Below are 25,246 nucleotides of genomic sequence, written 5' to 3'. Positions count from 1 at the left end.
TTCAGCGCAGGAAGCCAACCAGCTTTTCCGCCTCGCTCACAATCGGTTCCGAGACGGCACGGGCCCGTTCGGCTCCCTGGCGCAGGACCTGCATGAGGTGAGTTTTGTCATCCATCAGGCGGCGGGTTTCATCGGCCACGGGGGCCAGTGTTTCGACCAGCAGGTCAGCCAGAGCCTGCTTGAAGGTGCCGAAGCCTTGGCCGGCAAACTGGCTCAGCACGTCAGCCAACGTCCTGTTGGACATGGCAGCGTAGATGGTCAGCAGATTGCGGGCCTCCGGGCGGCCTTCCAACCCGGCTTCCTCGGAGGGCAGAGGTTCGGCATCCGTGCGGGCCTTGCGGATCTTCTGGGCGATATCGTCTGCCGTATCATTCAGGATGATGCGACTCTGGGCAGACGGGTCGGACTTGGACATCTTCTTGCTGCCGTCCCGCAGGCTCATCACACGGGCAGCATGAGGCGGAATGAGCGGTTCAATCAGCGGGAAGAACTCGACACCCATATCGTGGTTGAACTTCTGTGCGATGTCATTGGCCAGCTCAAGATGCTGCCGCTGGTCGTCACCCACGGGCACCCGTGTGGCGTGGAAGGCCAGAATGTCCGCCGCCATGAGGTTGGGATAGACATACAGGCCAGCGGAATGGTTTTCCCGGTTCTTGCCTGCCTTGTCCTTGAACTGTGTCATGCGGTTCAGCCAGCCCAGACGGGACACGCAGTTGAAAATCCAGCCGAGGCGGGCATGGGCACTGACGGCGGACTGGTTGTACAGGCGGGTCGGGTCGATGCCGGAGGCCAGAAGGCAGGCAGTGGAGGCCAGTGTCTGTTCACGCAGGGCCTCCGGGGACCACGGCATGGTCAGGGAGTGCATGTCCACAAGGCAGAACAGGCAGTCATGGTCCTTCTGCAAGGTGACCCAGTTGCGGATGGCTCCGAGATAATTGCCCAGATGGGGAATGCCTGTTGGCTGGATTCCTGAAAAAACACGCTGCATGAACATGGTCCTGACAGAAGGAAAAGACAAAAGCCGCCCCGCTCAGAGGTGAGGGGACGGCGGAAAACCCTGCTGGCTGGGCAGATGGCAGAAGGCTATGCCCTTATTGAAGGGAATTGTCATCCTCGACACCCAGAAGCTGGATCTTGAAGATCAGCGGGCTGTTGGGCGGGATGATCCCCATGGACCGTTTGCCATACCCCAGCTGGGGCGGGACATAGAGCTCCCACGTATCGCCAACACGCATCAGGGGCAGCCCTTCCATCCAGCCGTCGATGACACCATCAAGAGGCATCTCCATGTAGGCGGCGCCGGTGTGCATTTCCGAGGCATCAAAAATGCCCCCGTCTGGCAGGCGGCCCTCATAGATGACCATCATGGTGGCTCCCTTCTGTGGGTGGGGCGCATCCTTGGGGCCAGATTTCAGGACCTTGTAGGCCAGACCATCAGGCAGTTTCTGCACTCCGGGCTGTTTGTAGACCTGATCCATGAACTGCTGGGGTGTCAGGTCCGGTTTCTGGTCGCCAGAGCAGCCTGTCAGGCCGAGCAGACCAGCCAGAGCGCAGACCGGCAGATAACGGAAGAAAGAACGCAGACAACGGGACATGGAAATGCCTCTTTGCAAGCTGGGAGGAAAAGGCGGGCACCACCGGGCCGTCAGACCCGGTGGAGACGGCAGGCTCAGGGTGTGCCGCCGCGGCGTCCCTTGTTGGCACCCAGCCGCAGCCGCAGGGCGTTCAGACGGATGAAGCCCTGTGCATCCACCTGATTGTAGGCACCTTCGTCATCCTCGAAGGTCACGACACGGGCATCATACAGGCTGTCGGGGCTTTCGCGGCCCACGCAGATGACATTGCCCTTGTAGAGCTTCAGGCGCACACGGCCATTGACGGATTTCTGGCTGCTGTCGATCAGGGCCTGAAGCATGTGACGCTCCGGGGAGAACCACAGGCCGTTATAGATCAGCTCGGCATAGCGGGGCATGATGCTGTCCTTGAGGTGGGCAGCTTCACGGTCCAGCGTGATGGACTCCATGGAGCGGTGCGCCTGGAGCAGGATGGTACCGCCGGGCGTCTCGTAAATGCCGCGGGACTTCATGCCGACGAAGCGGTTCTCCACGATGTCGAGACGGCCGATGCCGTTGGCTTTGCCCAGCTCGTTGAGGCGGGCCAGCAGATTGGCCGGGGAGAGGGCCTCACCATTGATGGCCACCGGGTCACCATGCTTGAAGTCGATGGTGATCTCGGTTGCCTTGTCCGGGGCAGCTTCCGGGGAAATGGTGCGCTGGAAGACGATCTCATCCGGCGGCAGGGAGGGATCCTCCAGAATCTTCCCTTCGGAGGAAGAGTGCAGCAGGTTGGCATCGACGGAGAACGGAGCCTCGCCCCGCTTGTCCTTGGTGACAGGAATCTGGTTCTTCTCGGCAAAGTCCAGCAGCTTGGTGCGGGAGGTCAGGTCCCATTCACGCCATGGGGCGATAACCTTCACGTCCGGTTTCAGGGCGTAATAGGCCAGCTCGAAGCGGACCTGATCGTTCCCCTTGCCTGTCGCACCATGCGCCACGGCGTCCGCACCGACGGCCTCGGCAATCTCGATCTGGCGTTTGGAGATCAGCGGGCGGGCGATGGAGGTGCCCAGCAGGTACTGGCCTTCATAAACCGTGTTGGCACGGAACATCGGGAAGACGTAGTCCTTGACGAAGGTTTCCCGCAGGTCTTCGACAAAGATTTCCTTCACGCCAAGGGATTCAGCCTTGCGGCGTGCGGGTTCTAGCTCTTCCCCCTGACCGAGATCAGCCGTGAAGGTGACAACCTCGCAGCCATAATGCTCCTGAAGCCAGCGGAGAATGACGGACGTATCCAGCCCACCGGAATAGGCCAGAACGACTTTCTTGATGCCTGAGGCTTTGCTCATGATCGTTATATACCTCTGCTGAAAGACAGAACCAGATATCGTTAAGTTATTATGGTCTTGTAACAGCTGTCAGGCCATTGGGCCAGAGGCCCATATCCGCAAGGGAAGGCTCAGGCCTCGTTTTTGCGGGATTCGGCCTGCCGTTTCCGCTCGCTCTGTGTCTTGAGCTGCCCGCAGGCGGCGAGGATGTCCTTGCCACGGGGCATGCGGATGGGGGCGGCATAACCGGCATCCATGACGATCTGGGCAAAACTGGCCAGCCGCTCCCGTGTGGAGGGGCGGAAGTCCGATCCCGGCCATGGATTGAAGGGGATGAGATTGACCTTGGCGGGCAGGCCACGGATCAGCCGCACCAGCTCCCGGGCTTCGGCATCACTGTCATTCACGTCCCGGATCATGATGTATTCAAAGGTGATGCGGCGGGAGTTGGAGGCGGCCGGATAGCGGTGGCAGGCGGCCATCAGCTCCTCGATCGGGTATTTCCGGTTCAGCGGTACGAGCTGGTCCCGCAGGTCGTTGCGGACGGCATGGAGGGAAATGGCCAGATTGATGCCCAGCTCGTCACCGCAGCGGTCCATCATGGGCACGACGCCGGAGGTGGAGAGCGTGATCCGGCGGCGGGAGAGGGCGATGCCTTCGCCATCCATGATGATCTTCATGGCCTTGGCGACGTTCTCATAATTGTAGAGCGGCTCTCCCATGCCCATCAGCACGATGGTGGAGAGCAGGCGGGGCGTGTCGCCCTTGGGGCTGGGCCATTCGCCATAGCTGTCCCGTGCTGCCATGAACTGCCCGACAATTTCGGCTGCTCCCAGATTGCGGACGAGCTTCTGCGTTCCCGTATGGCAGAAGGTGCAGGACAGGGTGCAGCCCACCTGGGAGGAGATGCAGACGGCTCCACGGTCTTCCCGCCTGTCTGGAATATAGACAGTCTCTGCCTCCTGCCCGTCCCGGAAGCGGAAGAGGAACTTGCGCGTGTCGTCCTTGGATGTCTGCTGCGTCGTCAGGCTGGGGCGGCCGACGATGAAGTGCTTTTCCAGCTTGGCCTGCAAGGGCTTGGCGATGGTGGACATGCGGGAGAAGTCCGTCACACCCTGATGATAGATCCAGTGCCAGAGCTGCTTGGCCCGGAAGGGCTTCTCGCCAATCTCGGTCAGGACCCCGGCCAGCTCTTCCCGGGAGAGGCCGACCAGCTCACGGCGTCCATCCTCCGTGACCGGTGTTGGCGGTGCGAACAGGGCTGACTTGGCCTCGATGCGTTTGCGCTCGCTCTCGTTGAGGGCATTCACGGCATCGGAGGAAATGGGAGCTGAAGAAGGCATCGGATGTGTCATGTGGTGGCTATAGCATGGGAACCCGTTTCCGGGTCAGAAAAGTGAGGGGCGAGGGTGGGCTTACCCGATGGCGTCCTTGCGGGCGGCGATGAGGAACTCCCTGTTGCCCTCGGGCCCGGTGATCGGGCTGGGAACCAGGCCAAGGATGGTCCAGCCGGGGAGGCTGGCAAACCAGTCCCGGATTTCCTCGCAGACACGTTCATGCACGGCGGGGTCCCGTACGACCCCCTTGGGGCCGATGTCGGCCCGGCCTGCCTCGAATTGCGGCTTGATGAGGGCCACGGCCCAGGCCCCATTTTTTGCCATGCCAAGGGCCGGAGCCAGAACGGTTTTCAGGCTGATGAAGCTGGCATCGCAGACGACGATGTCCGGGGCCTCGGGTATGTGTTCGGCATTCAGGTGGCGGGCGTTGGTTTTCTCCAGCACCACCACACGGTCATCGGAGCGTATCTTCCAGGCCAGCTGGCCGTGTCCGACATCCACGGCATAGACTTTTGCCGCTCCATTCTGGAGCAGCACGTCGGTAAAGCCGCCCGTTGAGGCTCCGACATCCACGGCGATCTTTCCCTCTGCAGAGAGGGGGAAATGTTCCAGTGCATGGGCCAGTTTCAGCCCGCCACGGGAGACCCAGGGATGGTCCTGCCCTTTCAGGGTCAGGGGCATGTCTTCAGCGAGCTGATCCCCTGCTTTTTTGACGGGCCTGTCACCATGCGGGCCGGCATAGACCAGCCCGGCCATGATGAGGGCCTGTGCCCGGCTGCGTGTCTCCACCAGCCCCCTGTCCACAAGGAGCTGGTCCGCACGGCGTTTGGCCATCAGGCCCCAGCCTTGCCATCAAAGGCCTTGCGGGCCAGATCGGCAATGTGACGGGCTGTCAGGCCCGCTTCTTCGTACTGGGCCGCAGGAGTGTTGTGGTCGATCCACGTATCCGGCAGGGCCATGGGGCGGAAACGGACCTGATCAAGCAGGCCGGTTTCGGCCAGATGCTGCACTACCTGCGTGCTGAACCCACCCGGTGCGCCATCCTCAATGGTGATGAAGACCCTGTGCTGGCGGGCGAGGGATTCGATCAGCGCACCGTCAACGGGCTTGGCGAAGCGGGCATCGGCCACGGTGACGGCAATACCGTCCCTGGCCAGCGTTTCGGCGGCCTTCAGGGCCTCGTGCAGGCGGGGGCCGAGAGCAAGGATGGCTACGCCTTCTCCTTCGGAGGAGCGGATGATGCGGCCTTTGCCGATTTCCAGAATTTCCCCTTCATCGGGGAGTTTCTGGCCCAGACCAGCCCCACGGGGATAGCGCAGGGCGATTGGTCCGCTGTCATGCGCCCATGCCGTGGCCGTCATGTGAAGCAGCTCCACCTCATCAGACGGAGCCATGACCGTCATGTTGGGCAGACAGCAGAGATAGTTCAGGTCAAAGGAGCCTGCATGGGTTGCGCCGTCCGCACCGACAAGCCCGGCCCGGTCCACGGCAAAGCGGACGGGCAGGTTCTGGAGGGCCACGTCATGCATGACCTGATCATAGGCCCGCTGGAGGAACGTGGAGTAGATGGCGCAGAAGGGACGCATCCCTTCGCTGGCGATCCCGGCGGCAAAGGTCACGGCATGCTGCTCGGCAATGCCGACATCAAAATAGCGGTCAGGATGCTGCTGGGCCATTTTGTCCAGCCCGGTGCCGGACGGCATGGCTGCCGTGATGGCAACCACCCTGTCATCCTGGTTGGCCCGGTGGAGCAGCTCGCGGGAGAAGACATCCGTGTAGGTGGGGGGACCAGCAGGCCCTTTTTTCTGCTTGCCGGTTTCCACGTCGAAGCGGGCGACGGCATGATATTTGTCCCCGGCGGCCTCGGCCGGTTTGTAGCCACGGCCCTTTTCCGTGATGACGTGCAGCAGGACGGGTCCCTTGTCCTCGGCATCCCGCAGGTTGCGGAGGATGGGGACGAGCTGGTGCATGTCGTGTCCATCTACCGGGCCGATGTAATAGAAGCCCAGCTCCTCGAACAGCGTGCCGCCGGTGATCATGCCACGGGCATATTCCTCGGCCCGCTTGGCTGTGCGCTCAATGCGGGAGGGCAGCCGTTTGGCCAGCTTGCCCGCCATGTCCCGCAGGGTGAGGAAGCGGCGGGAGGACATCAGGCGGCTGAGATAGTTGGACATGGCCCCGACAGGCGGCGCAATGGACATCTCATTGTCATTCAGGATGACGATGAGCCGTTCCGCCCCCTTGCCACCCATGGCCCCGGCATTGTTCATGGCCTCATAGGCCATGCCGGCGGAGATGGACCCGTCCCCGATGACGGAGATGACATTCCGTTCCCGGTAGGAAGGATGGTCCTCCGCATAGAGGTGATGGGCAACAGCCATGCCCAGTCCAGCAGAGATGGACGTGGAGGAATGGGCCGCACCGAAGGGGTCGTAGGGGCTTTCCGACCGGCGGGTGAAGCCGGAGAGACCGCCCGGCTGGCGCAACGTGCGGATCTGCTCACGGCGGCCGGTCAGGATCTTGTGCGGATAGGCCTGGTGGCCGACATCCCAGATCACCCGGTCATCCGGTGTGTTGAACACTGCATGGAGGGCGACCGTCAGCTCGACCACGCCGAGGGAGGCACCCAGATGCCCACCCGTGGTGGAAACCGCATTGATGGTCTCCGAGCGGAGTTCTTCGGCCAGGGTGGTGAGCTGCTCGATGGACAGGTTTTTCATGTCCGCCGGTACGCTTACCCGATCCAGAAGAGGATAACGGCCCAGAGTAGGGATGGAGGAAGACGTGCTCATGAACAATCAGTTCCTGCGTTCAACGAAATAATCAGCGAGGGCACGGAGCGTATCCGCACGGGGACCGAAAGAGGAAAGGGACTGGCGGGCCTGCTCGCTCAGGCGCAGGGCCTCCTTGCGGGCCCCTTCGATGCCAAGCAGCGAGACGTAGTTGGACTTGCAGGCATCTTCATCTTTCCCTGCCGTTTTGCCCAGTTCTTCGGTGCTGGCGGTAGTGTCCAGAATGTCATCAGCCACCTGGAAGGCCGTGCCGAGGTCGGTTCCGTAGCGGACGATGGCTTGGCGGCGTGGGTCATCGGCCTTGAGCCCTGCCAGAATGGCCCCGGCTTCTGCTGCATAGCGGATGAGGGCACCTGTCTTCATGGCATGAAGGCGTTTGACCTTCTCGAGAGGAAGAGCCTTGCCTTCCCCGCGGATGTCGATGACCTGACCGCCCACCATGCCTGCACTGCCGGAGGCACGGGCCAGTGCCAGCGCCAGCTCGGCCCGGATGGCGGGGTCTGCACTTGTGGCGTCTTCCAGCAGGACTTCGAAGGCACTGGTCTGGAGGGCATCACCAGCGAGGATGGCGAAGGCTTCATTGAATTTCTTGTGGGTGGAAGGCTGGCCCCGGCGGAGGTCATCATCATCCATGGCAGGCAGGTCATCATGGACGAGAGAATAGGCGTGCAGGAACTCGACGGAGGCAGCCACACGCAGGGCGGCTTCACGGGATGCCCCGAAAAGGGCTGCGATCTCCAGCACGAGGAATCCTCGCAGCCGTTTGCCGCCATTCAGGGCGGCATAGCGCATGGCGTCGATCAGCAGGGATTCATCACCCGGCACTGGCGGCAGGAGAGCATCAATGCTGGCCTCGATCTCACGACAGGCCTGGCGGAGGGCATCCTTGAGGGGAAGGGCGTGGCTGTCGGTCATCGGGAAGTCTCCTTGCGGAAGGTGGCTGTCGTAAGTGTGTGCAGGCAATGATTCATCAGAATGGAATCTCATCATCCAGATGAGGCGGCGGGGAAGACCAGCCTTCCTTTGGGGCGGGTGATGGCCTTCTGGGGCTGGCGTTGGCCCTTCTGCGTGGGGCAGGCTGTTCCGCCTTCTCCAGAGGTTCTTCCGACAGGGAGCCATCAGCCTTCTGGACGATGGCCTTCACACGCATTTCTGCCTCTCCCAGCTTTTCCTCACAATGGCGGCGCAGGGCAGCACCGCGCTCATAAGCGGAGATTGCGTCTTCCAGCTTCATCTGGCCGCTTTCCAGCCCGCGGACGATCTGCTCAAGTTCGGCCAGGGCGTTTTCAAAAGAAAGCTGGTGCAGCGGTGTTGTCTGTGTCGTCGTAGGGTCGGGCATGAACTATCCAGCCGGGGTTCAGATCATGAAACTTACAGGGCATTACAGGGATGGAGAGATTTTTTCCAGCCCTCATCCTGCCCGTCGGGGAACATCACGGAGCGCCGTGATGTTTTTCCGGGAGAGTGGCAACCCTGTTTTAACGTTTTTTATCGAGGAACATCAGGGCTTTTGTCTTACAGTTTCATTAAAACCGCCCCTGCAGAATCATGTAACAGAGAAAAATTATATCAAGACAAATTATGACAGGTGTAACTTTGTGAAATGCCCGTCTGATGAGTAGCATGGCCGTATAGAGCAGCATTCCGCAGGCAAGGGCCAGCATGAAACTGCCCGTAACGACCGTCAGCAGAACCATGCAGAGGGGTGGGAAGGACTCTTCCAGATTGTCGGGCAGTTCGGTCAGGTTGCTGAGCATGATGATTCCGACAAAGACCAGTACAGGGGCTGTTGCCAGAGCGGGGATGGCTGTTATCAGGGGCCAGAAGAAACAGGAGAGGGCAAACAGCAGGGCGACCACAAGGGCGCTGAGGCCTGTACGGCCACCGGCTTCGGCGCCTGTCAGGCTTTCCAGATAGGCGGAAACGGTACAGGTTCCAAGCAGGGCCCCGATGATGCTGGCTGCTCCGTCCGCTGCAAAGGCGCGGGGAGGCAGGTCGGGTTGTTCTCTGGTGCCGCAGAGCCCAGCCTGTCGTGTCACTGTCAGCATCGTTCCTGTGGCATCGAAGAAATCGCTGAGCAGGATATAGAGCGTGATGGGCAGCAGCAGCCCGAGATGCTGAAAGAATTCATGGAAGTCGAAGGGCGCAAGCATGTTGACCGGATAATGGGGCCAGTCAATCAGGTGGCCGGGAAGCTGGGTCAGGGCCTGCCCATCAGGGCCGGGGACGACAAGGCCGGCAAGGGTCAGGACCATGATGGTGACAAGCAGCCCTGCGGGAATACGGAGAAGCTGGAGCAGCAGGCAGAACATCACCCCAGCCAGGGCAAGGATCACGGCCGGGTGCGAGAGGGAGGCAAAACCAAGCCCGCCTGCGGATGGGACGGCGATTCCGGCGGAGATGAGACCGATCCGGGCGATGAAAGCGCCAATGGCTGTCTGGATGCCCAGTATGATGCAGGGTGGAAAGCTCTGTATGATTTTCAGGCGAAGCCGTGTGAGCGAGAGGAGCGTGAAACACATCCCGCTGAAGAGGACGACCGTGAAGGCCGTGGAGGGTGAGACATGGGCCTGCTGAACGACCACCTGGGCAAACAGGACATTGCTGCTCATGGCGGGGGCCAGGGCTATGGGCAGCCGTGCCCATAGGGCCATGAGCAGTGTTCCGGCTACGGCACCGGCGATGGTGGTCATGATCATGTCATGGCGGGCCAGTCCGGCACCTGCCAGAACAGCCGGATTGACGGCCATGATATAGGCCATGGAGCCAAAAATGGTCAGTCCGGCACTGATTTCACGGGGGATTGTTGAGTGACGCCGGGTGATCTGGAAGAAATGGTCAAGGGAAGAGCGGATCACGGCGTCATGTTTCATGAAAGAGGGGATGTCTAGCGGGGCCAGTCGTGGAAGAGCCGGTAGAGCAGGGGGGTAAAGAGTGTACGGGCCTCCTGCTCTGGCAGCTGGGCATAGAGAGCCCCGATGACGGATGGTGAGAGCCACCGGCCCTGCCGTATGGCTTCATGGAGTCCAGCGGCTGAAAAACCATGGAGTGTAAAGTGCTGGAGAGCGTTTTCCACGGGGTCCAGCCTGGAGAATGAGGAGATCTCTGCGGGGACGAGGGTTACGGGGGCGTCATCGGGGAAAGCCAGCGCCGTCGGGCGGAGCGAGAGCCTGACAGCTCCGTCATCCTGTTGGAGATGGAGGGGCAGGCAGTCCAGCAGGGTCGGGAAACAGGTGGAGGCAGGGGCTGCTGCGGGCAGGTATGGGAGGCCAGACGGACGGTCTGCATACAGCCATGCCCGATTTTCCATTCCCGGTACGGGGTTTTCCGGCTTGATGAGGCAGAGCGGTATCAGCGTGGGACTGTCCCGGAGTTCCTCAAGGGGGTGGAAGCCTGTCATGCGGCTGTCCCTGTTCAGGGCAAGCCGCTGTCCATCGCGGTGCAGATGGAACCGGTTGAAGCGGCAGGCGGTCTCGGGGGGAGGTGCCCCGGTGGAGGAGGTAGGGGCCTGTCCATTCTGTATGGCGTAACAGGCACCGAGGATCAGGCCCTGAAGGAGATGGGCGCTGATATCCAGCGTCTGGGGCAGGAGAGCCTGCCCTTTGTCGTAGAACTGTTCGCTGCGGTCGAAGTGGCGGCGCATCTGCGGTGTGTGGCTGCTGGTGGCAGCATCATGCAGGATGCGGGCAGCGGACCAGTCCGGCGCTGCATGGATATGGGCAAACGGGTCTGGCAGGCCCTGTCTGCTGGAAGGACGGAAAAAAGACCGTGTGACCCGGCTGTCCGGGAAATTGCTGTCGGCGTGGGTCTGAAAGAGGGCCCGTGGATGGGGCATCTGCCCATCAAGGGTTTTGTGGGCCCATTGGCCAAGGCCGGTCAGGCACCAGTTGACAGGGAGATGACTGGTTTTCTGGAAGGTCTCTGCCCCCAGTTCTGCCTCCATCCCGGTCAGGAACGCCTTCACGGAGCCGCCATCAGGCGTGAAATATTCATCCACGGCCAGCTGGATGATCCAGTCGAAATGGTCGCCCTCCTGCTGGAGCATGGTCAGCAGGGCATCCTGATGGCGGTGCAGGCTGTCTGTTTCCTGGCGGTTCGTTGTCAGCAGGCGGATGTCGTAGTTGTGGGCTGCCTGGGTCAGGATGTCCTGCGTACCATCGGTGGAATGGTCGTCACAGATGAGCAGGGCCGAAAAACCCGCCGCCATATGGTGGGCGATCCACCAGCCAAGCCTGTTGGCTTCATTGTGGACGCAGAGAAGGGCGGCGGTCCGGGGCATGGGTCAGTCCATCTTCAAGGCGGCGAGGAAGGCGCTCTGCGGAATTTCGACCTTGCCGAACTGCCGCATGCGTTTCTTGCCCTCTTTCTGCTTTTCCAGCAGCTTGCGTTTGCGGGAGATGTCACCACCATAACATTTGGCCGTGACATCCTTGGAGAGAGCCCCCAGCGTCTCACGGGCGATCACCTTGGAGCCGATGGAGGCCTGGATGGCGATCTTGAAGAGCTGGCGGGGGATGAGGTCTTTCAGCTTGGCGCAGATGGCCCGGCCCCGTGTCTCGGCCACGGTACGGTGGGCGATGAAAGCCAGGGCATCCACTGGCTCGTGATTGACGAGGATGGAGATGCGGACCAGATCGCTCTCCTCGTAACCATCCATCTGATACTCGAAGGAGGCATAACCCCGCGTGAGGGATTTCAGACGGTCATAGAAGTCGAACACCACCTCGTTGAGGGGCAGGCGGTACACGACCATGGCCCGGTCTCCAACATAGGTCAGGTCGATCTGGACGCCACGACGTTCCGTGCAGAGGGTGAGGACGGACCCCAGATACTCGTCCCGCACGAGGATGGAGGCCTTGATCCACGGCTCTTCGATATAGTCGATCTTGCTGATCTCCGGCATGTCGGCCGGGTTGTGCAGCTCTTCGACCTCGCCGTTGTTCATGTGCATCTTGTACACGACGGAGGGAGCGGTGGCGATGAGGTCCAGATTGAACTCACGGGAGAGACGCTCCTGGATGATCTCCAGATGCAGCAGCCCGAGGAACCCGCAGCGGAACCCGAAGCCGAGGGCAGCCGATGTTTCCGCTTCGAAGTGAAAGGAGGCGTCATTGAGCCGCAGCTTGCCGAGGCTGGTGCGCAGCTTGTCGAAATCGTCGGCATCGACAGGGAAGAGACCACACCAGACGACCGGTATGGAGGGCTTGAAGCCGGGCAGGGCCTTTTCCGCCGGGCGGTTGTCCAGCGTGATGGTGTCACCGACATTGCAGTCCGCCACGGTCTTGATGGCGGCATTGATGTAGCCCATCTCCCCCGGGCCAAGGGAATCGACCGGCTGCATCTTGGGCAGGAACACGCCGACCTGGTCGACATGATAGGTTGCCCCGGTCTGCATCATGCGGATCTTGTCGCCCCGCTTCAGGCGGCCTTCCTTGATGCGGACAAGGATGATGACGCCGAGATAGCTGTCGTACCAGCTGTCCACCAGCAGCCCCTGGAGGGGAGCCTCGGCATCACCCTTGGGGGCAGGCAGGCGCTGGACGAGGGCTTCCAGCACGCCTTCGATGTTCAGGCCCGTCTTGGCACTGATCTCCACGGCATCATCTGCCGGGATGCCGACCACCTCCTCGATCTGGGCACGGACACGTTCCGGCTCAGCGGCCGGGAGGTCAATCTTGTTGAGAACGGGGACGATCTCATGGTTGGCATCAATTGCCTGATAGACGTTGGCCAGAGTCTGCGCCTCGACGCCCTGTGAGGCATCCACGACCAGCAGGGACCCTTCGCAGGCGGCGAGGGAACGGCTGACCTCGTAGGCGAAGTCCACATGGCCGGGCGTGTCCATGAGGTTGAGCGTATAGACGTTGCCATCCTTGGCGGGATAGGTCAGCCGGACAGTCTGGGCCTTGATGGTGATGCCCCGCTCCTGCTCCAGCTCCATGGAATCGAGAACCTGCCCCTTCATTTCACGGGCAGTCAGGGCGCCGCAGGCTTCGATCAGCCGGTCGGCCAGGGTGGATTTGCCATGGTCGATATGGGCGATGATGGAAAAATTGCGGATGAGGTGAAGCGGTGTGTCGGTCATGACGCCCTAATTAGGTGATTCTGAAAGTTCTGTCAGCATGTGTGGTGGCGGGGAGGCCCCCGCCACGGGTGAAGGGGGCTAGCGGTCTGTCAGGCGGAACTCGATCCGTCGGTTGCGGGCCAGAGCTTCCGGGCTTGAGCCATTGTCCAGTGGCTGATAGCCGGAGAATGCCGTGGCAGCAATGTGATGCGGGTCCACCCCATTGGTGATCAGTGTTTTGACGACCGTAATGGCACGGGCGGATGACAGCTCCCAGTTGCTTGGGAAAGTGGAGCGGATCGGCTTGCGGTCCGCATGGCCATCAACACGGAGAATCCATGGGACATCAGACGGAATGGTGGCCGCCACCTCACGGAACGTACGGGCCAGGGTGAGGAGCTGTTTCTGGCCTGTCGGGGTGAGAGTTGCGCTGCCACTGGGGAAGAGAATCTCGGACTGGAAGACAAAGCGGTCGCCCACAATGGAGATTCCCGGCTGATTTTTGAGAATGTCCCTCAGTCTGCCAAAGAACTCGGAACGGTAACGCTGAAGCTGGTTGACCTTGTCAGCGAGGGCGATGTTGAGCTTCTGCCCCAGCTCGGCGATGCGGGCATCCTTGTCCACCTCGTTCTTTTTTTCAATCTCCAGGGCACTGGAGACGGCCTGGAGCTGGCGGGTCAGCTCGGTGATCTGCGATGAGAGATCGGCAATGCTGCCAAGCTGGGCGCTTTCGACCTCTTTTGAGTGGGTCTGCATGTCGTCCAGCTGATGCTGTCGCTCATCAAGCTGGCTCTTCAGCGTGGCGACCATGGCACGCTGTTCCTGCTCGGCACTGCTCAGCGTTTTGACCTTTGCCTCACTGAGGGAGAGCATGTCACTGAGATGGGTGAGCTCCTGCTTCAGGTTTTCCAGAGCGTGTTCTCTCTGGGTGATGGTCGCAGAGAGGAATTCCTGCCCGAGGACGAAGACGAGCAGGACGAACGTGACCACCATCAGCAGGGAGGAGAGGGCGTCCACATAGCCCGGCCAGGCATTGATGGAGCCGGAGCGGTGACGGCGGCGGGCCATGGTCAGCCCTCCCCACGCCGGGAGATGAAGGGGCTTTTCTCACTTCTGGCAAGGGAAACGATATCGGTACGCAGGCCGAGCAGCTGCCTTTCCATGTCCTGAAGCAGCTGGGTGACGGCCGGATCCTCGAAGTGACGCTGGCTGACGCTGCTGCTCAGGGCCTTCATGGTCCGCAGTGTGGCCTGGTTCCCTTCTTCGATCTGCTGAAGGATCTGCTGGAGCTGCGAGAGGTCCTGCGCAGGGGCGGCAGGGGGTGCCTGATGGCTGCGGAGGGTCTCGTTGATTTCTGTCAGCTTCTCAATGATGTGCGTCTGTCCAGCCCGGATGGCCTCATCATGCTGATGGGATGTGGTTTCACGTTCATGAGGCAGGGCTTCACGGATCTCCGCCAGCTTCTCGATGATGGCGGCCTGCCCTTCACGGAGGACTTTATCATGAGGCTGAGCGGCTGCTTCACGATGATGCAGGAGATTCTCGCTGATGCGCGTCAGTCTCTCAATGAGAGACCCCTGATTGTCACGGGATGGGGAGGATGTGTCATGTTGTGTCGCTGGAGCTCCCTTGCGGAAGGTCTCATTCATGCTGGTCAGCTGGCCGAGAATGGCGGACTGGTCCTTGTGGAAGGCACCATCGGCATAGAGCTTGTGCATGGTTTCGTTCAGGGCGCGCAGGCCAAGAATGATCTTGGCGTTGTCCTCTCCGTCCACCTCCAGGATGCGGCGCAGGATGGTGATGTTCTGCTGGAGCAGGGCCACATTTTCCGTCGTGAGCCGCATGAAGTCCTGCACACGTGGCAGCCAGGCTTCCATGGTGGCCAGTCTGTCTTCTGCGGGGCTGTCAGGTCCTGTTTCCGGGTTTTCGAGAAAGGTCTGGTCAGCCAGCCATTCCTCGATCTCATTGGCAAAACGGTTCTGCGCCTGTCCTGATGTCAGGTCGAGGAAGCCGAGAATGAGCGACCCCGCCAGACCGAACATGGAGGCAGAGAAGGCCGTGGACATGCCACCGAGCGGTTTGACCAGTCCTGTTTTGACGTGCTCGAACATGGTGGATATGTCCGCCCCGCCGGAAGGCATGGCGCTGATGACATCTGCCACGGAACGTACGGTGAGAATCAGCCCATAGAACGTGCCCAGCAGCCCGAGAAAGACCAGAAGCTGCGTGATGTAGCGGGAAATCTCCCGGCCTTCATCCATGCGGGCTTCCAGGCTTTCCAGCATGGCCCGTGTGGTCTGGGTGGAGAGGGAGAGACCGGGATTCTCATCCCGCCGTGCCCGCAGGACACGGGCCATGGGGGAGAGAAGCCGGGGCGGCTCCGGCACTTTCAGCCCGGCTCGTGGCTGGCGCAGGATGTTGACCCAGCGGACTTCAGGAAAGAGCCGGATGGTCAGATGGAGGTTCCAGAGAATGCCCAGCAGCAGGATGGCGATGATGACACCGTCCAGTCCCGGATTGACCATGAAAGCATGGACCAGCACATCCCGCAGGGCAAAGGCCAGCCCCATGATGATTAGCAGAAAAACAACGATACGGACGAGATAACGGGTCGGGCGCGTCATGGTGCCGTGTTTCCTTTTTCAGGACTGTCTGAAGGAGAGGGGTTGGCTTCGGGGAGGATGTCCAGCCTGTCCGCAGGGGCGGTGTCGGTACTGTCTGGCCGCCCTTGGGCGATGGGATAGATGCGTGTCGTGGCAATGCCGCTCCGTACCAGCAGGCCACGCACGGCCAGGGCACGGGAGAGGGCCAGACGGCGGGGTGCAGAAATGTCGCTGCCGGGCACCGTGGCATAACTGCGGAGTACGAAGCGTGTGTCTGCTTTCGGGGCCATGGTCTCCGCATAATGGCGGATGGACTCGATGGTTGTGGCGTTCAGGCCGGTGCTGCCGGTGTCGAACAGGATGCGCAGGGCGTCCGCCTCCTGCGGCTCGGTATGGCTGTGGCTGCTTCCGTCGGGCTGGACGTCCGCTGCGGGAACGGCAGGGTGCAGGATGACAGGGAATTCTGGTGGGGTGATGACTGTCGGTTTGGGAGCCTCAGCAGCAATGCTGGGAACCCGGGTATATCCCGGCGGTACGGGCGGGGCCTGCGGTACGGGGGCAGGATGGGTCACCGTGCGATTTTCCTGCCGGGCGGATTGCCGGGGTGTCTGGGTTGCTGGTGCAGCCTCGGGGAGGGCATCCAGATTCGTGGAAACCTGGGCCCGCACCGCCGGGGCGCACAGAAGCCCCGCCACGAGAGGCGTGCAAAGCAGAGGGAAGAGGGAAGCCAGCCGGTTTTTCATGCCTGCATCCTATGCGGAGGAGCCGCATCCTGCAATCTTTATGGCGGTACCATAGCAGAGAACACGGCCCATCCCCGGTCATGGTGGAATGATGTTTCAGTCCTGCGTGAGGGCGCTGTGCACCAGTTCACGCAGGGGGGCATGGAAGTGCTGGTTGCCAGCGACGACATGGACATCATCATCAAGGGTACCGAGGTCGTTGCCCTCAACATCCGTGGCATGGCCACCGGCCTCCCGGACAATCAGCAGCCCTGCGGCACAGTCCCACGGCTTCAGGCCCAGCTCCCAGTAACCTTCATAGCGGCCGGCAGCCAGCCAGGCGAGGTCCAGGGCGGCAGCGCCGCAGCGGCGGATGCCAGCGACCTTGGGCATCAGGCTGCTCAGCACGCGGCCAAAAGGCATGCGGTACTGGGCCGGTACCTTGGCGAAAGGAATCCCCGTGGCAAACATGGCTTCCGAAAGCTTGCGCCGGGCAGAGACACGGATGCGCCGGTCATTGAGGAAGGCACCAATGCCTTTCTCGGCCCAGAACATCTCATGAGAGGCCGGGTTGTAAACGACGGCGGCCACCAGCTCGACGTCCCCATTCGGATGACGACGCTGGAGGGCGATGGAAATGGCCCAGTGCGGAATGCCGTGGAGGAAGTTGGAGGTGCCGTCCAGCGGGTCGACAATCCAGCGCCATGTCCAGTTGTCACCGCCAGAGGCCCCGCTCTCTTCCATAAGGAAGGCATAGCCGGGACGGGCACGGGCCAGTTCTTCACGGATGGTCTTCTCGGCCCGCATGTCGGCCTGGGAGACAAAGTCTCCCGGACCCTTGATGCTGACCTGGAGCTGCTCGACCTCGGCAAAGTCACGCAGGAGAGACCGCGCCGCTTTCTGCGCGGTGTTCTGCATGACAGCCATATGGGGAGAAAGACGCATGATCAGTCCTTGGCACGCTCGACGTAGGTGGCGTCTTCCGTGCGGACGACAATGCGCTCACCGGCCTCGATGAAAGGAGGCACCATCACCTTCACGCCGTTGGAGAGCACGGCAGGCTTGTAAGAGGAGCTGGCCGTCTGGCCCTTGACGACCGGGTCGGCCTCGGCAATCTCCAGCGTGACCTGCGGCGGCAGGGTGACGGCCACCGGGTCGCCCTCGACCAGCTTGACGCTGATGGTCATGTTGTCCTGAAGGAAGGGGAGCTGATCGCCAAGGATGTCCTTCGGCAGCATGGTCTGCTCGAACGTCTCGGGGTCCATGAGGACGATGTTGTCGCCATCCATGTAGGAATAGATGTAGTCGTTGTCCTCTGTGACGAGACGCTCGACGGTGTCGGCTGTACGCCACCGCTCGTTGCTCTTGTTGCCGCTGGCGAGGTCGCGCATCTCCACCTGGATGAAGGCACCGCCCTTGCCGGGGGTCAGAATCTGCTGCTTGAGGACGGTCCAGCGGCGGCCGTTATGTTCGATGACCTGCCCGGCCCGGATGAGGTTGGCTTGCTGTTTCATGTCAGCTCCTGATGTACATGCAAAAGATCGGGTATTGCTCAAGGCTTCTGGCCATGCAGGCAGGGCAGAAGCGGAAACTCTCTGATGAACTTCAGGGAGACTTCTAGCCGCGTCGGTGGGGCGGGCGCAAGCTCCCTCTGTACACTCTAGGTAAAAGGGTAAGGCTTTCCGTCCGGTCCCCGTGCCTGCGAGGAGCCGGAGCTTTCATCGGCCGGGGTGGAGACGAGATAATCCGGCCCGAGTGGAACCTTGCCTTTCCCGCCCGGTATGTCCACGACATAGGTCGGCCAGACCAGCCCGGAGACCCGGCCCCGCAGGCTTTCCAGCAGGGCACGGCCTTCCTCCACCGGCACATGGAAATGCGCCGTGCCGGGGGCGGAATCGAGGTGATGCAGGTAGTAGGGCTTGATGCGGGCGGCGATCAGGGCACGGAGGAGGGCCTCCAGCGATTCCGTCGTGTCATTCACGCCCCGCAGCAGGACGGACTGGGACAGGACGGGGATACCCCGGCCCAGAATCTGCCGGACAGCCACACGGGCCTCGTCCGTCAGCTCCCGGGCATGGTTGATGTGGGCAACCATCCAGAGGGCACGGTCAGTCTCCATGGCGTCGAGAAGCGCCGTGGTCAGGCGTTCCGGGGCGGCGACGGGAACACGGCTGTGGATGCGGATGATGTCGATGTGACTGATGGAGGACAGGCGCTGGATGATGTGTTGCATCCGGCGGGGGGAGAGCATCAGCGGGTCGCCCCCGGTCAGGATGATTTCCCGTATCTGCGGATGTGTCTCTATCCAGTGGAAGGCGGTTTCCAGAGCCTCTTCCCCCAGCAGGCCGCCATCGGGCCCTACATGCTCCCGCCGGAAGCAGAAGCGGCAGTAGAGCGGACAGACCAGCAGGGGCTTGAGCAGGGCCCTGTCCTCATAGCGATGCACGATGCCGGGAACGGGGGAGAGTGCCTCATCACCGATCGGGTCTTCGCTTTCATGGGGCATGGTCCGCAGCTCCCGGGCATCGGGAATGACCTGCCGGGCGATCGGGTCATCCGGGCTGGTGATGAGCCGCTGGAAGGCGGGGGGAATGGCCGTGGCATAATGCCTGGCCACCTCCTCCAGTGCCGGGGCCTGTTCCGGCGTGATGAGCTTCGCCTCGAGAAGCGATTGTGTGCTGCGGAGGGTTCTGCCTGACGGGGAGGATGAGGCGGTATCGTGCATGAAGTTGCTCTAGCGAAAGGCCGCGTCGTCCTGCAAGAAAACTCTGCCTATGGTGCCGTGCGGGGCCTCTGGCCTATAGGGAGGGAACGGCATCGCCGGATGAGGGTGGAAGGAAACGGTCATGGAGAGTTCCAGCGCAACACAGACGACAGCCCGGATACAGGAGCGCCTGCCCCTGCTGCGCCGACGTGCCCGGATGGTGCAGGCCGTGCGGGCCTTCTTTGAGGGCAGGGGGTATCTGGAGGTCGAGACACCCTATGCCGTTCCTGCCCCGGGGGAAGAGGTGCATCTGCGCTGTTTCCGCACGGTTCTGGAACGTCCTGATGGCACGGACGAGGTCCGTTACCTCCATACCAGTCCTGAATTTGCCATGAAGCGTCTGGTGGCGGCCACGGGGCAGCCCCTGTTCCAGCTGGCCCGTGTCTGGCGCAACGGGGAGCGGAGTGCGACCCACATGCCGGAATTCACCATGCTGGAATGGTATCGTCCCGGTGCCGGGCTGTCGTCCCTCATGGATGAGACGGAGGACCTGCTGCGTCGTGTCCTGCCGCCCCGTCTCTCTCATGGGGATGTCATGCTGGAGCTGGACCGGCCTTTTGAACGCCTGACGATGCAGGAGGCTTTTGCCCGTCATGTCGGGGTGGACCTGCTGGCCAGTGCCGGGGATGCCGACCGTCTGGCCCGTGAGGCCGGGGTGGTGCTGCGGGAGGGAGAAAGCTGGGAGGACCTGTTTTTCCGCCTGCTTCTGGAAAGGATCGAGCCGCATATAGGGCGGGAGCGACCGACCTTTCTGACGCACTGGCCTGCCGAACAGGCGGCTCTGGCAAAGCGTGATCCGGCTGATCCTCGGGTGGCCCTGCGTTTCGAGCTGTATGCTGCCGGGCTGGAGCTGGCCAATGCCTTCGAGGAGCTGACGGACCCGCAGGAGCAGCGCCAGCGTTTTGAAACGGACCGGGCACGGCGGATGCAGATCACACCAGAGCAGGACTGGCCGCTGGATGAAGCTTTTCTTGAGGCATTGGCCGACATGCCGCCGACTTCTGGCATTGCACTGGGCTTCGACAGGCTCGTGATGCTGGCAACGGGTGCCCCTCGTCTTGAGGAGATTCTTTGGTTAAGCTGAGGCGGAGCGGAATTTTCTGTTTTCAGGGTGCAGGCGTGCGGAACAGGGGGAGGGATATGGAACGAGATGTGAATGGTGCGGGAAAGCGCCGGGTATGGCTGGTCCTTGGGGCTGTCATGCTGCTGGGCGGGTGTACGGTCCCGGCCCTTCAGCGGCCAAAGGTTCTGGATTCCATGGTTGGTCAGTCAACCGTTGAACTGCTGCGGCGGTTTGGGGTTCCGGCCCGTACCTACGATGTACAGGGGCACAATTTCCTCTCTTATATCGAGACACAGACGCAGGTTTCGCCGGGCTATTCCAGCTGGGATTGGGGCTGGGGCGGTGGATACGGGTACGGCTATGGTGGCGGCTGGGGGGGCATCAGCATTCCCCCGAGCTATTACAGCTCTACCTGTCAGACGACATTTGAGGTTGTGGGAGACAAGGTTGTGGGATGGAAGCTGTATGGGGGAGGATGTTGAGCCTGATGCGTAGCTCTTTTGGAGGACAGGCTCTGTCCGTGAGGCTGGGTCTGTCCTGTATGGTTCTTGCCGTCCTGGCGGGTTGTTCTGGCCACCGGGTGGTCCGGCAGGATCCTGTTGACGTACATGGCTCAACCCATGCGGAGGCCTTGCCCGAGGCGAAAAGCATTCAGGCGACATACCGGCCTGCCGCACCGGATGCGCCTCCCAATCCGCAGGTCCGGTACCACATGCCGCCTGCTTTCTCTTTTGAGGACAGGCCGTTGAGCGACAATCTGGCCAGTGCCATTGAGCTGGCCGATTTTGAAGCTGCCGTCATAAGGGCGGGATACTGGTCCATTCTTGAGGGAGAGAAGGATCATACCGTGCTGGCTGTTCCCAATGGGCCGTTTGAAGCCTTCAAGCATGAGGTCAGGCCGGACCTCATGAGGGCAACGGGGCATGGTTATCTGACGGGCTTCATTGGCCAGATGATTCTTGTGGGGCACTGGGACATGCCGACAATCCGGCGCAAGGCGGCGAAGAGGGGCGGGAGCATACAGGTGCGGACATTGGCCGGCCCCGGCTATGACGTGATCCTGAAGCCCACGGCCTTCGGGAATGTGGAGGTCATCGGAAAAGATGGCACCGTGACATTGGCCGGTGATGGCTATCCGCAGTCCAACGGGGTTCTGTATATGGTGGATTCAATCCTTCCCTACCAGTAACAGGGTTTCGTCAGGGGATGGCTGCACTTATGGCCGTGAAATGGTCCAGGCCATTCTCTGCCGGGTCCAGCGTGATGGCCAGAAAGTCAGCTCCGGCCTGGGTGGCCGCCAAGGCTTCTTCCGTGGTGCAGACATGCTCGGCCACGACAGGCAGTTCCGCAAACAGGCTCCACTGCTTCAGGGCTGTCAGCCCGATGGCGGGCAGGCTGACATAATCGGCTCCCTGTTCCCCGGCCAGCATGGCGTCATCCAGTGTCAGGCAATGGCAGCCGATCTGGAACGCTTCCGGTCTGTCTCTGCGTCCGGCAAAGGTTTTGACATCTTTCGGGCTGGAAAGATGGACGCCATCGCTCTCCTTGAGGGAGAGACCATGGAGCAGATCAAGGTTGGCGGGAGCCAGAATCAGGGCGACATCTCTTTCCCAGGCCATCTGACGAACGGCATCCAGCTGTTTCCGCTCTGGTGGCCTGTCGAAGCAGAGCCGCAGAGCCGTGACGGCCTCTTGCGCCAGCAGGGGAGGAAGCTGCGCCTGAAGCTGTGTCAGGGCGGGAAGTGAGGGGATGACAGGGTAGAGGTCACAGTGATTCATGAGGGTCAGATGTGACAGATTGTTGGCTGGTTGACCAGCATTTCGTCTCATGGAAGAGAGGCAGGTCCAGCATGACGTCATCTTCTGGGCGGCTGGAGAAAAGGCGATGTTTCATGTCGTCGGGGAGTCCAGCACGGAAATCGCGGCAAACGACTCCGTCAATCCCTTCATGCAGGGCGCTGATGGCCAGTGAGGCGCTGGCACCGCAATCAAGAATGGAAGGGGCTTCAGCTCCTCTGGTGAGGTGGAGCCACCAGTCTACGCCCAGGCTTGCCCCGGCATGGAGGGGCGAGAGGATGGTGAAGGGCCGTGTGGCGAAATGTTGATGAGCCTTCAGGAGGGCAGGGCGGGTGGAAATGGTGATGAAGGGGCGTGGAAAGGGTGGAAAGGTGCTTGACGCACTGTAAAGATCGGTCATTCTGGCTTCATCTGGGAAATCAGCTGGATGGTCATGTTGGGAGTGCAGGGGAATCCTGCCATGGCAGACGTGCATCATAGGCCATGAAGGTGGGGGTGTCAGTGCAGGAGAACAGGCAGTTGAGTGTCATGCAGAAAAATCCGGATCTTGAACGGTTGGAAATTGCCCTTGTCCAGCTTGGTTTTGCTCTGGAGCAGCAGGAAATCCAGGCCGAAGCCGAGCGTACGGAACAGAAGGAAATGAGGCAGGCCCTGCTGGACAGGATCGATGCTCTTGAGGCCCGCCTGCGGACAATTCTCGAGATGGATGCCGGGGCGCTCGGGGCTGCTGCGTCTCCTGAAACAGAAGAAGAGGAAAGATAAGGGTCATGGCGCAGGTAACGCTTTCGGTCGGTGGCCTCAGCTACACGGTTGGCTGTCAGGATGGAGAGGAAGACCATCTGAAGGCGCTTGCCGCCTCCATTTCACAGCGTCTTGAGGAAGTACGCAGAACATTGGGGCCGCGTGGTGATGGCGAGGCCATGTTTCTGGTATCGCTTCTCATGGCGGATGATCTTTACGAGGCTCGAAAGAAGCAGATGACGGATGAGGAGCGCAGTCTGGTAGAGCGTAGCCGCCAGATCGAAGCGTCCTACAAGCAGACGGCAGGGCGTCTGGCTGATGCTGCCGATATTGCGGCCAGTCTGCTCAGCAGGGTGGAAGAAGGTCTTCGGCCTTCTGGTAGTGCAGCGGCTGCGGGTGAGGCAGCGGCCGGTGAATGAGATTCTGTAGAGGCTATCGGTTCTGTCTGTGGCTGTAATCCGCAGAAAGCATGGCTCCAGTGCTTGTCTATCGCCGGGCAGGGGTGCAATATGAGAGGCGGAGCTGCCTGGTGCGTCAGGCAAGATCAACCTCTGGGCCGATAAGCACTTCCAAGGGAACTGGCTCTGTCGTGGCTGTGGTCACGTTATTACCGGTGCCCACCTGCCCTAGCAGGTCCGGGAGGGCTGATGAGACCAACGGCCAAGGCGGCTTCACTAGGTGATGGATTCCATGGCATTGCTTTCCCTTCCTTCCGATCAGACCAAGGCGATGATCCGTCAGGAAGTCCTAGCCCGTCGCCGTTCTGTCCTGCCCCGGCAGAACCGCCAGCTTGTTTCCAATCTTCTGGCCTATCTCCGTCGGATGCAACCAGCTGTCATTGCTGCTACCTGGCCCCTTCCTGGAGAGGCGGACCTGCGTCCGTTGTGTCGGCAGCTTGGTTGGGCGGGATATCGTGTGGTTCTGCCGGAAACTCCCCCCAGGGGTCAGCCACTCGTCTTTCGGGAGTGGCGGCATGACCGGCCGATGCGGAAAGGTCGTTTCGGGACGCAGCACCCTACAGGTAGGCGGTGGGCGCCGGATGTCATTCTGGTCCCCCTTGTGGCGTTCGACAGACAGGGAGGGCGGCTTGGTTATGGGGGGGGCTATTATGACAGGACATTGCCGCTCCACTCACAGGCTGCTCTTGTGGGGTATGGTCTGTCTTCGCAGGAAAGGGAGGCCCTGCCCATGGATGAACATGACCATCGATTGCCAGTCATCGTGACGGAGCGTGAGGTCATTCATATCAGTAAAGAATGAAGGATAGACATTGAGACTGCTATTTCTGGGAGACATTGTTGGCCGGTCAGGGCGTGAGGCTGTTCTTGGTGGGCTGAAAGGCTGGCGGGAAGAGCTGTCGCTGGATGTGGTTGTGGCGAATGCAGAGAATGCCTCTCATGGATTCGGCCTGTCTCCCCAGATCGCGCGGGATCTGCTTGATGGTGGCGTGGATGCGATCACGCTGGGCAATCATGCCTGGGATCGCAAAGACCTCATCGGTCAGCTTGACCAGCTTCCAGCTGTTGTCCGCCCGGCCAATTATCCTGAAGGAACCCCGGGGCATGGGAGCTGTGTCGTCACCTTGCCCTGTGGACGGAAGGTTCTGGTCATCAATGTGATGGGACGTGTTTTCATGGATGCGCTGGATGATCCATTCCGGGCGGTGGAGGCGATTCTCTCTCGGCATCGTCTCGGGGGAACCGTCCATGCGGCCATTCTGGATGTCCATGCAGAAACAACCAGTGAAAAGATGGGATTCGGCCATCTTTATGATGGAAGGGTCTCTCTCGTGGTCGGGACACACACGCACGTACCAACGGCCGATCACCGTATTCTGAGAGGCGGGACTGCCTATCAGACGGATGCAGGCATGTGTGGCGACTATGATAGTGTGATTGGCATGGAAAAAGAGAACGCCATTCGCAAGATGCTCAAAAAGGTGCCGACGGAACGGTTTCAGCCTGCGAGTGGAAAGGCCACTGTCTCTGGCCTGATGGTGGAGACAGATGATGTGACGGGCCTTGCCATCAGGGTCTGTCCGTTCCGGCAGGGGGGAGATTTGTTACCTTCCATGCCGAATTTCTGAGGTTGGATGATTCTATTATTTGGGTGGGCAGAGGGAGTGGATCGCAGGGTCCATTCCCTCTGCTGTTTTTGGGGGTGTAACTTTTTTTGAAGTTTTTTTGATTTTTTTGGTGTGATGGGGTTGTGCGGTCGGGGGGATCTGCGTATAAGCCCATTCACCGGCGGCGCTGGGGCGGAAGTTTCGGGGCGGCTGGGGTGGTCATTGACAAGAGAATATGGGTTATAAAGTAGAGACTGGAAGGGATATGTTGGCGGCGTTTTCGTTAGTGAAGGCTGATGGAAGACGGAAGCTGATGTATCTGACTTTAAGTTTGATGCGTTGAATTAAGCTGGATGTTTTATTCTGTTGGTCTGGATTGAACCTGAGAGTTTGATCCTGGCTCAGAGCGAACGCT

The 25,246-nt window shown here is 60.9% G+C and carries 25 protein-coding genes, 1 other RNA gene and 1 pseudogene; 8 read left to right on the top strand and 19 right to left on the bottom strand.

Annotated elements, in window-relative coordinates; genetic code table 11:
- Position 1: 1 nt before the first annotated feature.
- The 17 genes and pseudogenes from trpS to GM608_RS05735 form a co-directional block, all read right to left on the bottom strand.
- On the bottom strand, positions 2 to 991 hold the full coding sequence (trpS, locus tag GM608_RS05815; protein ID WP_081563501.1) for a tryptophan--tRNA ligase: 990 nt from the start codon (positions 989 to 991) through the stop codon (positions 2 to 4).
- Positions 992 to 1,094: 103 nt separating this feature from the next.
- Entirely contained in the window at positions 1,095 to 1,586 is a 492-nt protein-coding gene (locus GM608_RS05810) for an FKBP-type peptidyl-prolyl cis-trans isomerase (RefSeq protein ID WP_043558393.1), read from the bottom strand.
- Positions 1,587 to 1,672: 86 nt separating this feature from the next.
- Positions 1,673 to 2,905 carry an argininosuccinate synthase gene (locus GM608_RS05805; RefSeq protein WP_043557929.1) on the bottom strand — a complete coding sequence of 411 codons (1,233 nt, stop codon included), beginning with the start codon at positions 2,903 to 2,905 and terminating at the stop codon, positions 1,673 to 1,675.
- A 110-nt stretch (positions 2,906 to 3,015) separates the two neighbouring features.
- A complete protein-coding gene (gene rlmN, locus GM608_RS05800) occupies positions 3,016 to 4,227 on the bottom strand; it encodes a 23S rRNA (adenine(2503)-C(2))-methyltransferase RlmN (protein ID WP_373364578.1) in 1,212 nt (403 codons plus the stop codon).
- A 72-nt stretch (positions 4,228 to 4,299) separates the two neighbouring features.
- Positions 4,300 to 5,055: a TlyA family RNA methyltransferase gene (locus tag GM608_RS05795; protein WP_248630590.1), complete on the bottom strand. Its 756-nt coding sequence runs from the start codon at positions 5,053 to 5,055 to the stop codon at positions 4,300 to 4,302.
- Positions 5,055 to 7,013, bottom strand: a complete 1,959-nt coding sequence (gene dxs / locus GM608_RS05790; protein WP_103765182.1) for a 1-deoxy-D-xylulose-5-phosphate synthase — start codon at positions 7,011 to 7,013, stop codon at positions 5,055 to 5,057. Before dxs ends, GM608_RS05795 begins: the two co-directional genes overlap by 1 nt.
- 6 nt (positions 7,014 to 7,019) lie before the next feature.
- Entirely contained in the window at positions 7,020 to 7,928 is a 909-nt protein-coding gene (locus GM608_RS05785) for a polyprenyl synthetase family protein (RefSeq protein WP_086431226.1), read from the bottom strand.
- A gap of 178 nt (positions 7,929 to 8,106) precedes the next feature.
- Positions 8,107 to 8,352 (bottom strand): annotated as a pseudogene (locus GM608_RS05780) (exodeoxyribonuclease VII small subunit); the annotation flags it as partial.
- A 187-nt stretch (positions 8,353 to 8,539) separates the two neighbouring features.
- The gene (locus GM608_RS05775; protein WP_333645200.1) at positions 8,540 to 9,886 is read right to left on the bottom strand and encodes an NCS2 family permease; all 1,347 of its coding nucleotides are present in this window, start codon (positions 9,884 to 9,886) and stop codon (positions 8,540 to 8,542) included.
- Between the two features lie 14 nt (positions 9,887 to 9,900).
- The gene (locus GM608_RS05770) at positions 9,901 to 11,292 is read right to left on the bottom strand and encodes a glycosyltransferase family 2 protein (protein WP_333645199.1); all 1,392 of its coding nucleotides are present in this window, start codon (positions 11,290 to 11,292) and stop codon (positions 9,901 to 9,903) included.
- Positions 11,293 to 11,295: 3 nt separating this feature from the next.
- The gene (gene lepA / locus GM608_RS05765) at positions 11,296 to 13,098 is read right to left on the bottom strand and encodes a translation elongation factor 4 (protein WP_043557939.1); all 1,803 of its coding nucleotides are present in this window, start codon (positions 13,096 to 13,098) and stop codon (positions 11,296 to 11,298) included.
- A 78-nt stretch (positions 13,099 to 13,176) separates the two neighbouring features.
- Positions 13,177 to 14,145 (bottom strand): peptidoglycan -binding protein, encoded by a 969-nt coding sequence (locus GM608_RS05760; RefSeq protein WP_043557940.1) that lies wholly within the window; start codon positions 14,143 to 14,145, stop codon positions 13,177 to 13,179.
- 2 nt (positions 14,146 to 14,147) lie between these two features.
- Entirely contained in the window at positions 14,148 to 15,701 is a 1,554-nt protein-coding gene (locus GM608_RS05755) for a hypothetical protein (RefSeq protein ID WP_333645198.1), read from the bottom strand.
- On the bottom strand, positions 15,698 to 16,423 hold the full coding sequence (locus GM608_RS05750; protein WP_052348880.1) for an OmpA family protein: 726 nt from the start codon (positions 16,421 to 16,423) through the stop codon (positions 15,698 to 15,700). Before GM608_RS05750 ends, GM608_RS05755 begins: the two co-directional genes overlap by 4 nt.
- Before the next feature lie 96 nt (positions 16,424 to 16,519).
- Complete coding sequence (locus GM608_RS05745; protein ID WP_103765179.1) at positions 16,520 to 17,347, bottom strand: inositol monophosphatase family protein; 828 nt, start codon at positions 17,345 to 17,347, stop codon at positions 16,520 to 16,522.
- A 2-nt stretch (positions 17,348 to 17,349) separates the two neighbouring features.
- Complete coding sequence (gene efp, locus GM608_RS05740) at positions 17,350 to 17,916, bottom strand: elongation factor P (protein WP_043557943.1); 567 nt, start codon at positions 17,914 to 17,916, stop codon at positions 17,350 to 17,352.
- A 146-nt stretch (positions 17,917 to 18,062) separates the two neighbouring features.
- Complete coding sequence (locus tag GM608_RS05735; RefSeq protein WP_333645197.1) at positions 18,063 to 19,127, bottom strand: lysine-2,3-aminomutase-like protein; 1,065 nt, start codon at positions 19,125 to 19,127, stop codon at positions 18,063 to 18,065.
- 121 nt (positions 19,128 to 19,248) lie between these two features.
- On the opposite strand from GM608_RS05735, the gene epmA reads away from it, so the two are divergent.
- From epmA to GM608_RS05720, 3 genes are read left to right on the top strand one after another with little or no spacing between them, the layout of a single operon-like run.
- The gene (epmA, locus tag GM608_RS05730; protein ID WP_043557946.1) at positions 19,249 to 20,250 is read left to right on the top strand and encodes an EF-P lysine aminoacylase EpmA; all 1,002 of its coding nucleotides are present in this window, start codon (positions 19,249 to 19,251) and stop codon (positions 20,248 to 20,250) included.
- 56 nt (positions 20,251 to 20,306) lie between these two features.
- Positions 20,307 to 20,711 (top strand): hypothetical protein, encoded by a 405-nt coding sequence (locus tag GM608_RS05725; RefSeq protein ID WP_333645196.1) that lies wholly within the window; start codon positions 20,307 to 20,309, stop codon positions 20,709 to 20,711.
- A gap of 5 nt (positions 20,712 to 20,716) precedes the next feature.
- A complete protein-coding gene (locus tag GM608_RS05720; protein WP_086431219.1) occupies positions 20,717 to 21,418 on the top strand; it encodes a hypothetical protein in 702 nt (233 codons plus the stop codon).
- 10 nt (positions 21,419 to 21,428) lie between these two features.
- Here the strand turns inward: GM608_RS05720 and GM608_RS05715 are convergent, their stop codons facing one another.
- Together GM608_RS05715 and GM608_RS05710 are read right to left on the bottom strand one after the other, a co-directional pair.
- On the bottom strand, positions 21,429 to 22,058 hold the full coding sequence (locus tag GM608_RS05715; protein WP_333645195.1) for a thiamine phosphate synthase: 630 nt from the start codon (positions 22,056 to 22,058) through the stop codon (positions 21,429 to 21,431).
- Positions 21,994 to 22,425 carry a hypothetical protein gene (locus GM608_RS05710; protein WP_333645194.1) on the bottom strand — a complete coding sequence of 144 codons (432 nt, stop codon included), beginning with the start codon at positions 22,423 to 22,425 and terminating at the stop codon, positions 21,994 to 21,996. Before GM608_RS05710 ends, GM608_RS05715 begins: the two co-directional genes overlap by 65 nt.
- A gap of 128 nt (positions 22,426 to 22,553) precedes the next feature.
- On the opposite strand from GM608_RS05710, the gene GM608_RS05705 reads away from it, so the two are divergent.
- The 5 genes from GM608_RS05705 (at position 22,554) to GM608_RS05685 (ending at position 24,852) form a co-directional block, all read left to right on the top strand.
- The gene (locus tag GM608_RS05705) at positions 22,554 to 22,787 is read left to right on the top strand and encodes a hypothetical protein (protein ID WP_103765175.1); all 234 of its coding nucleotides are present in this window, start codon (positions 22,554 to 22,556) and stop codon (positions 22,785 to 22,787) included.
- Between the two features lie 5 nt (positions 22,788 to 22,792).
- Positions 22,793 to 23,185: a cell division protein ZapA gene (locus GM608_RS05700; protein ID WP_081563301.1), complete on the top strand. Its 393-nt coding sequence runs from the start codon at positions 22,793 to 22,795 to the stop codon at positions 23,183 to 23,185.
- 97 nt (positions 23,186 to 23,282) lie between these two features.
- Positions 23,283 to 23,442: non-coding RNA, 6S RNA (ssrS, locus tag GM608_RS05695), on the top strand.
- Between the two features lie 14 nt (positions 23,443 to 23,456).
- Complete coding sequence (locus tag GM608_RS05690; RefSeq protein WP_052348921.1) at positions 23,457 to 24,026, top strand: 5-formyltetrahydrofolate cyclo-ligase; 570 nt, start codon at positions 23,457 to 23,459, stop codon at positions 24,024 to 24,026.
- Positions 24,027 to 24,036: 10 nt separating this feature from the next.
- Positions 24,037 to 24,852: a TIGR00282 family metallophosphoesterase gene (locus tag GM608_RS05685; RefSeq protein WP_081563303.1), complete on the top strand. Its 816-nt coding sequence runs from the start codon at positions 24,037 to 24,039 to the stop codon at positions 24,850 to 24,852.
- The last annotated feature ends 394 nt before the right edge of the window (positions 24,853 to 25,246 follow it).

Source organism: Bombella sp. ESL0380, assembly GCF_009725805.1.
GTDB lineage: Bacteria > Pseudomonadota > Alphaproteobacteria > Acetobacterales > Acetobacteraceae > Bombella > Bombella apis.
The sequence above is the reverse complement of the archived record's forward strand: the minus strand, read 5'-3'. Positions and strand labels throughout refer to the sequence as shown.

Bases quoted from the DNA above. Each gene is read 5' to 3' on its own strand.
- rlmN (WP_373364578.1), bottom strand. From the start codon at position 4,227: ATGCCTTCTTCAGCTCCCATTTCCTCCGATGCCGTGAATGCCCTCAAC.
- epmA (WP_043557946.1), top strand. From the start codon at position 19,249: ATGGAGAGTTCCAGCGCAACACAGACGACAGCCCGGATACAGGAGCGC.
- GM608_RS05755 (WP_333645198.1), bottom strand. From the start codon at position 15,701: ATGACGCGCCCGACCCGTTATCTCGTCCGTATCGTTGTTTTTCTGCTA.
- GM608_RS05715 (WP_333645195.1), bottom strand. From the start codon at position 22,058: ATGAGACGAAATGCTGGTCAACCAGCCAACAATCTGTCACATCTGACC.
- GM608_RS05745 (WP_103765179.1), bottom strand. From the start codon at position 17,347: ATGCGTCTTTCTCCCCATATGGCTGTCATGCAGAACACCGCGCAGAAA.
- trpS (WP_081563501.1), bottom strand. From the start codon at position 991: ATGCAGCGTGTTTTTTCAGGAATCCAGCCAACAGGCATTCCCCATCTG.
- GM608_RS05805 (WP_043557929.1), bottom strand. From the start codon at position 2,905: ATGAGCAAAGCCTCAGGCATCAAGAAAGTCGTTCTGGCCTATTCCGGT.
- GM608_RS05710 (WP_333645194.1), bottom strand. From the start codon at position 22,425: ATGACCGATCTTTACAGTGCGTCAAGCACCTTTCCACCCTTTCCACGC.
- GM608_RS05700 (WP_081563301.1), top strand. From the start codon at position 22,793: ATGGCGCAGGTAACGCTTTCGGTCGGTGGCCTCAGCTACACGGTTGGC.
- GM608_RS05720 (WP_086431219.1), top strand. From the start codon at position 20,717: ATGCGTAGCTCTTTTGGAGGACAGGCTCTGTCCGTGAGGCTGGGTCTG.
- GM608_RS05735 (WP_333645197.1), bottom strand. From the start codon at position 19,127: ATGCACGATACCGCCTCATCCTCCCCGTCAGGCAGAACCCTCCGCAGC.
- GM608_RS05775 (WP_333645200.1), bottom strand. From the start codon at position 9,886: ATGAAACATGACGCCGTGATCCGCTCTTCCCTTGACCATTTCTTCCAG.
- lepA (WP_043557939.1), bottom strand. From the start codon at position 13,098: ATGACCGACACACCGCTTCACCTCATCCGCAATTTTTCCATCATCGCC.
- efp (WP_043557943.1), bottom strand. From the start codon at position 17,916: ATGAAACAGCAAGCCAACCTCATCCGGGCCGGGCAGGTCATCGAACAT.
- GM608_RS05785 (WP_086431226.1), bottom strand. From the start codon at position 7,928: ATGACCGACAGCCACGCCCTTCCCCTCAAGGATGCCCTCCGCCAGGCC.
- GM608_RS05690 (WP_052348921.1), top strand. From the start codon at position 23,457: ATGGCATTGCTTTCCCTTCCTTCCGATCAGACCAAGGCGATGATCCGT.
- GM608_RS05705 (WP_103765175.1), top strand. From the start codon at position 22,554: ATGCAGAAAAATCCGGATCTTGAACGGTTGGAAATTGCCCTTGTCCAG.
- dxs (WP_103765182.1), bottom strand. From the start codon at position 7,013: ATGAGCACGTCTTCCTCCATCCCTACTCTGGGCCGTTATCCTCTTCTG.
- GM608_RS05750 (WP_052348880.1), bottom strand. From the start codon at position 16,423: ATGAAAAACCGGCTGGCTTCCCTCTTCCCTCTGCTTTGCACGCCTCTC.
- GM608_RS05770 (WP_333645199.1), bottom strand. From the start codon at position 11,292: ATGCCCCGGACCGCCGCCCTTCTCTGCGTCCACAATGAAGCCAACAGG.
- GM608_RS05725 (WP_333645196.1), top strand. From the start codon at position 20,307: ATGGAACGAGATGTGAATGGTGCGGGAAAGCGCCGGGTATGGCTGGTC.
- GM608_RS05795 (WP_248630590.1), bottom strand. From the start codon at position 5,055: ATGGCCAAACGCCGTGCGGACCAGCTCCTTGTGGACAGGGGGCTGGTG.
- GM608_RS05760 (WP_043557940.1), bottom strand. From the start codon at position 14,145: ATGGCCCGCCGCCGTCACCGCTCCGGCTCCATCAATGCCTGGCCGGGC.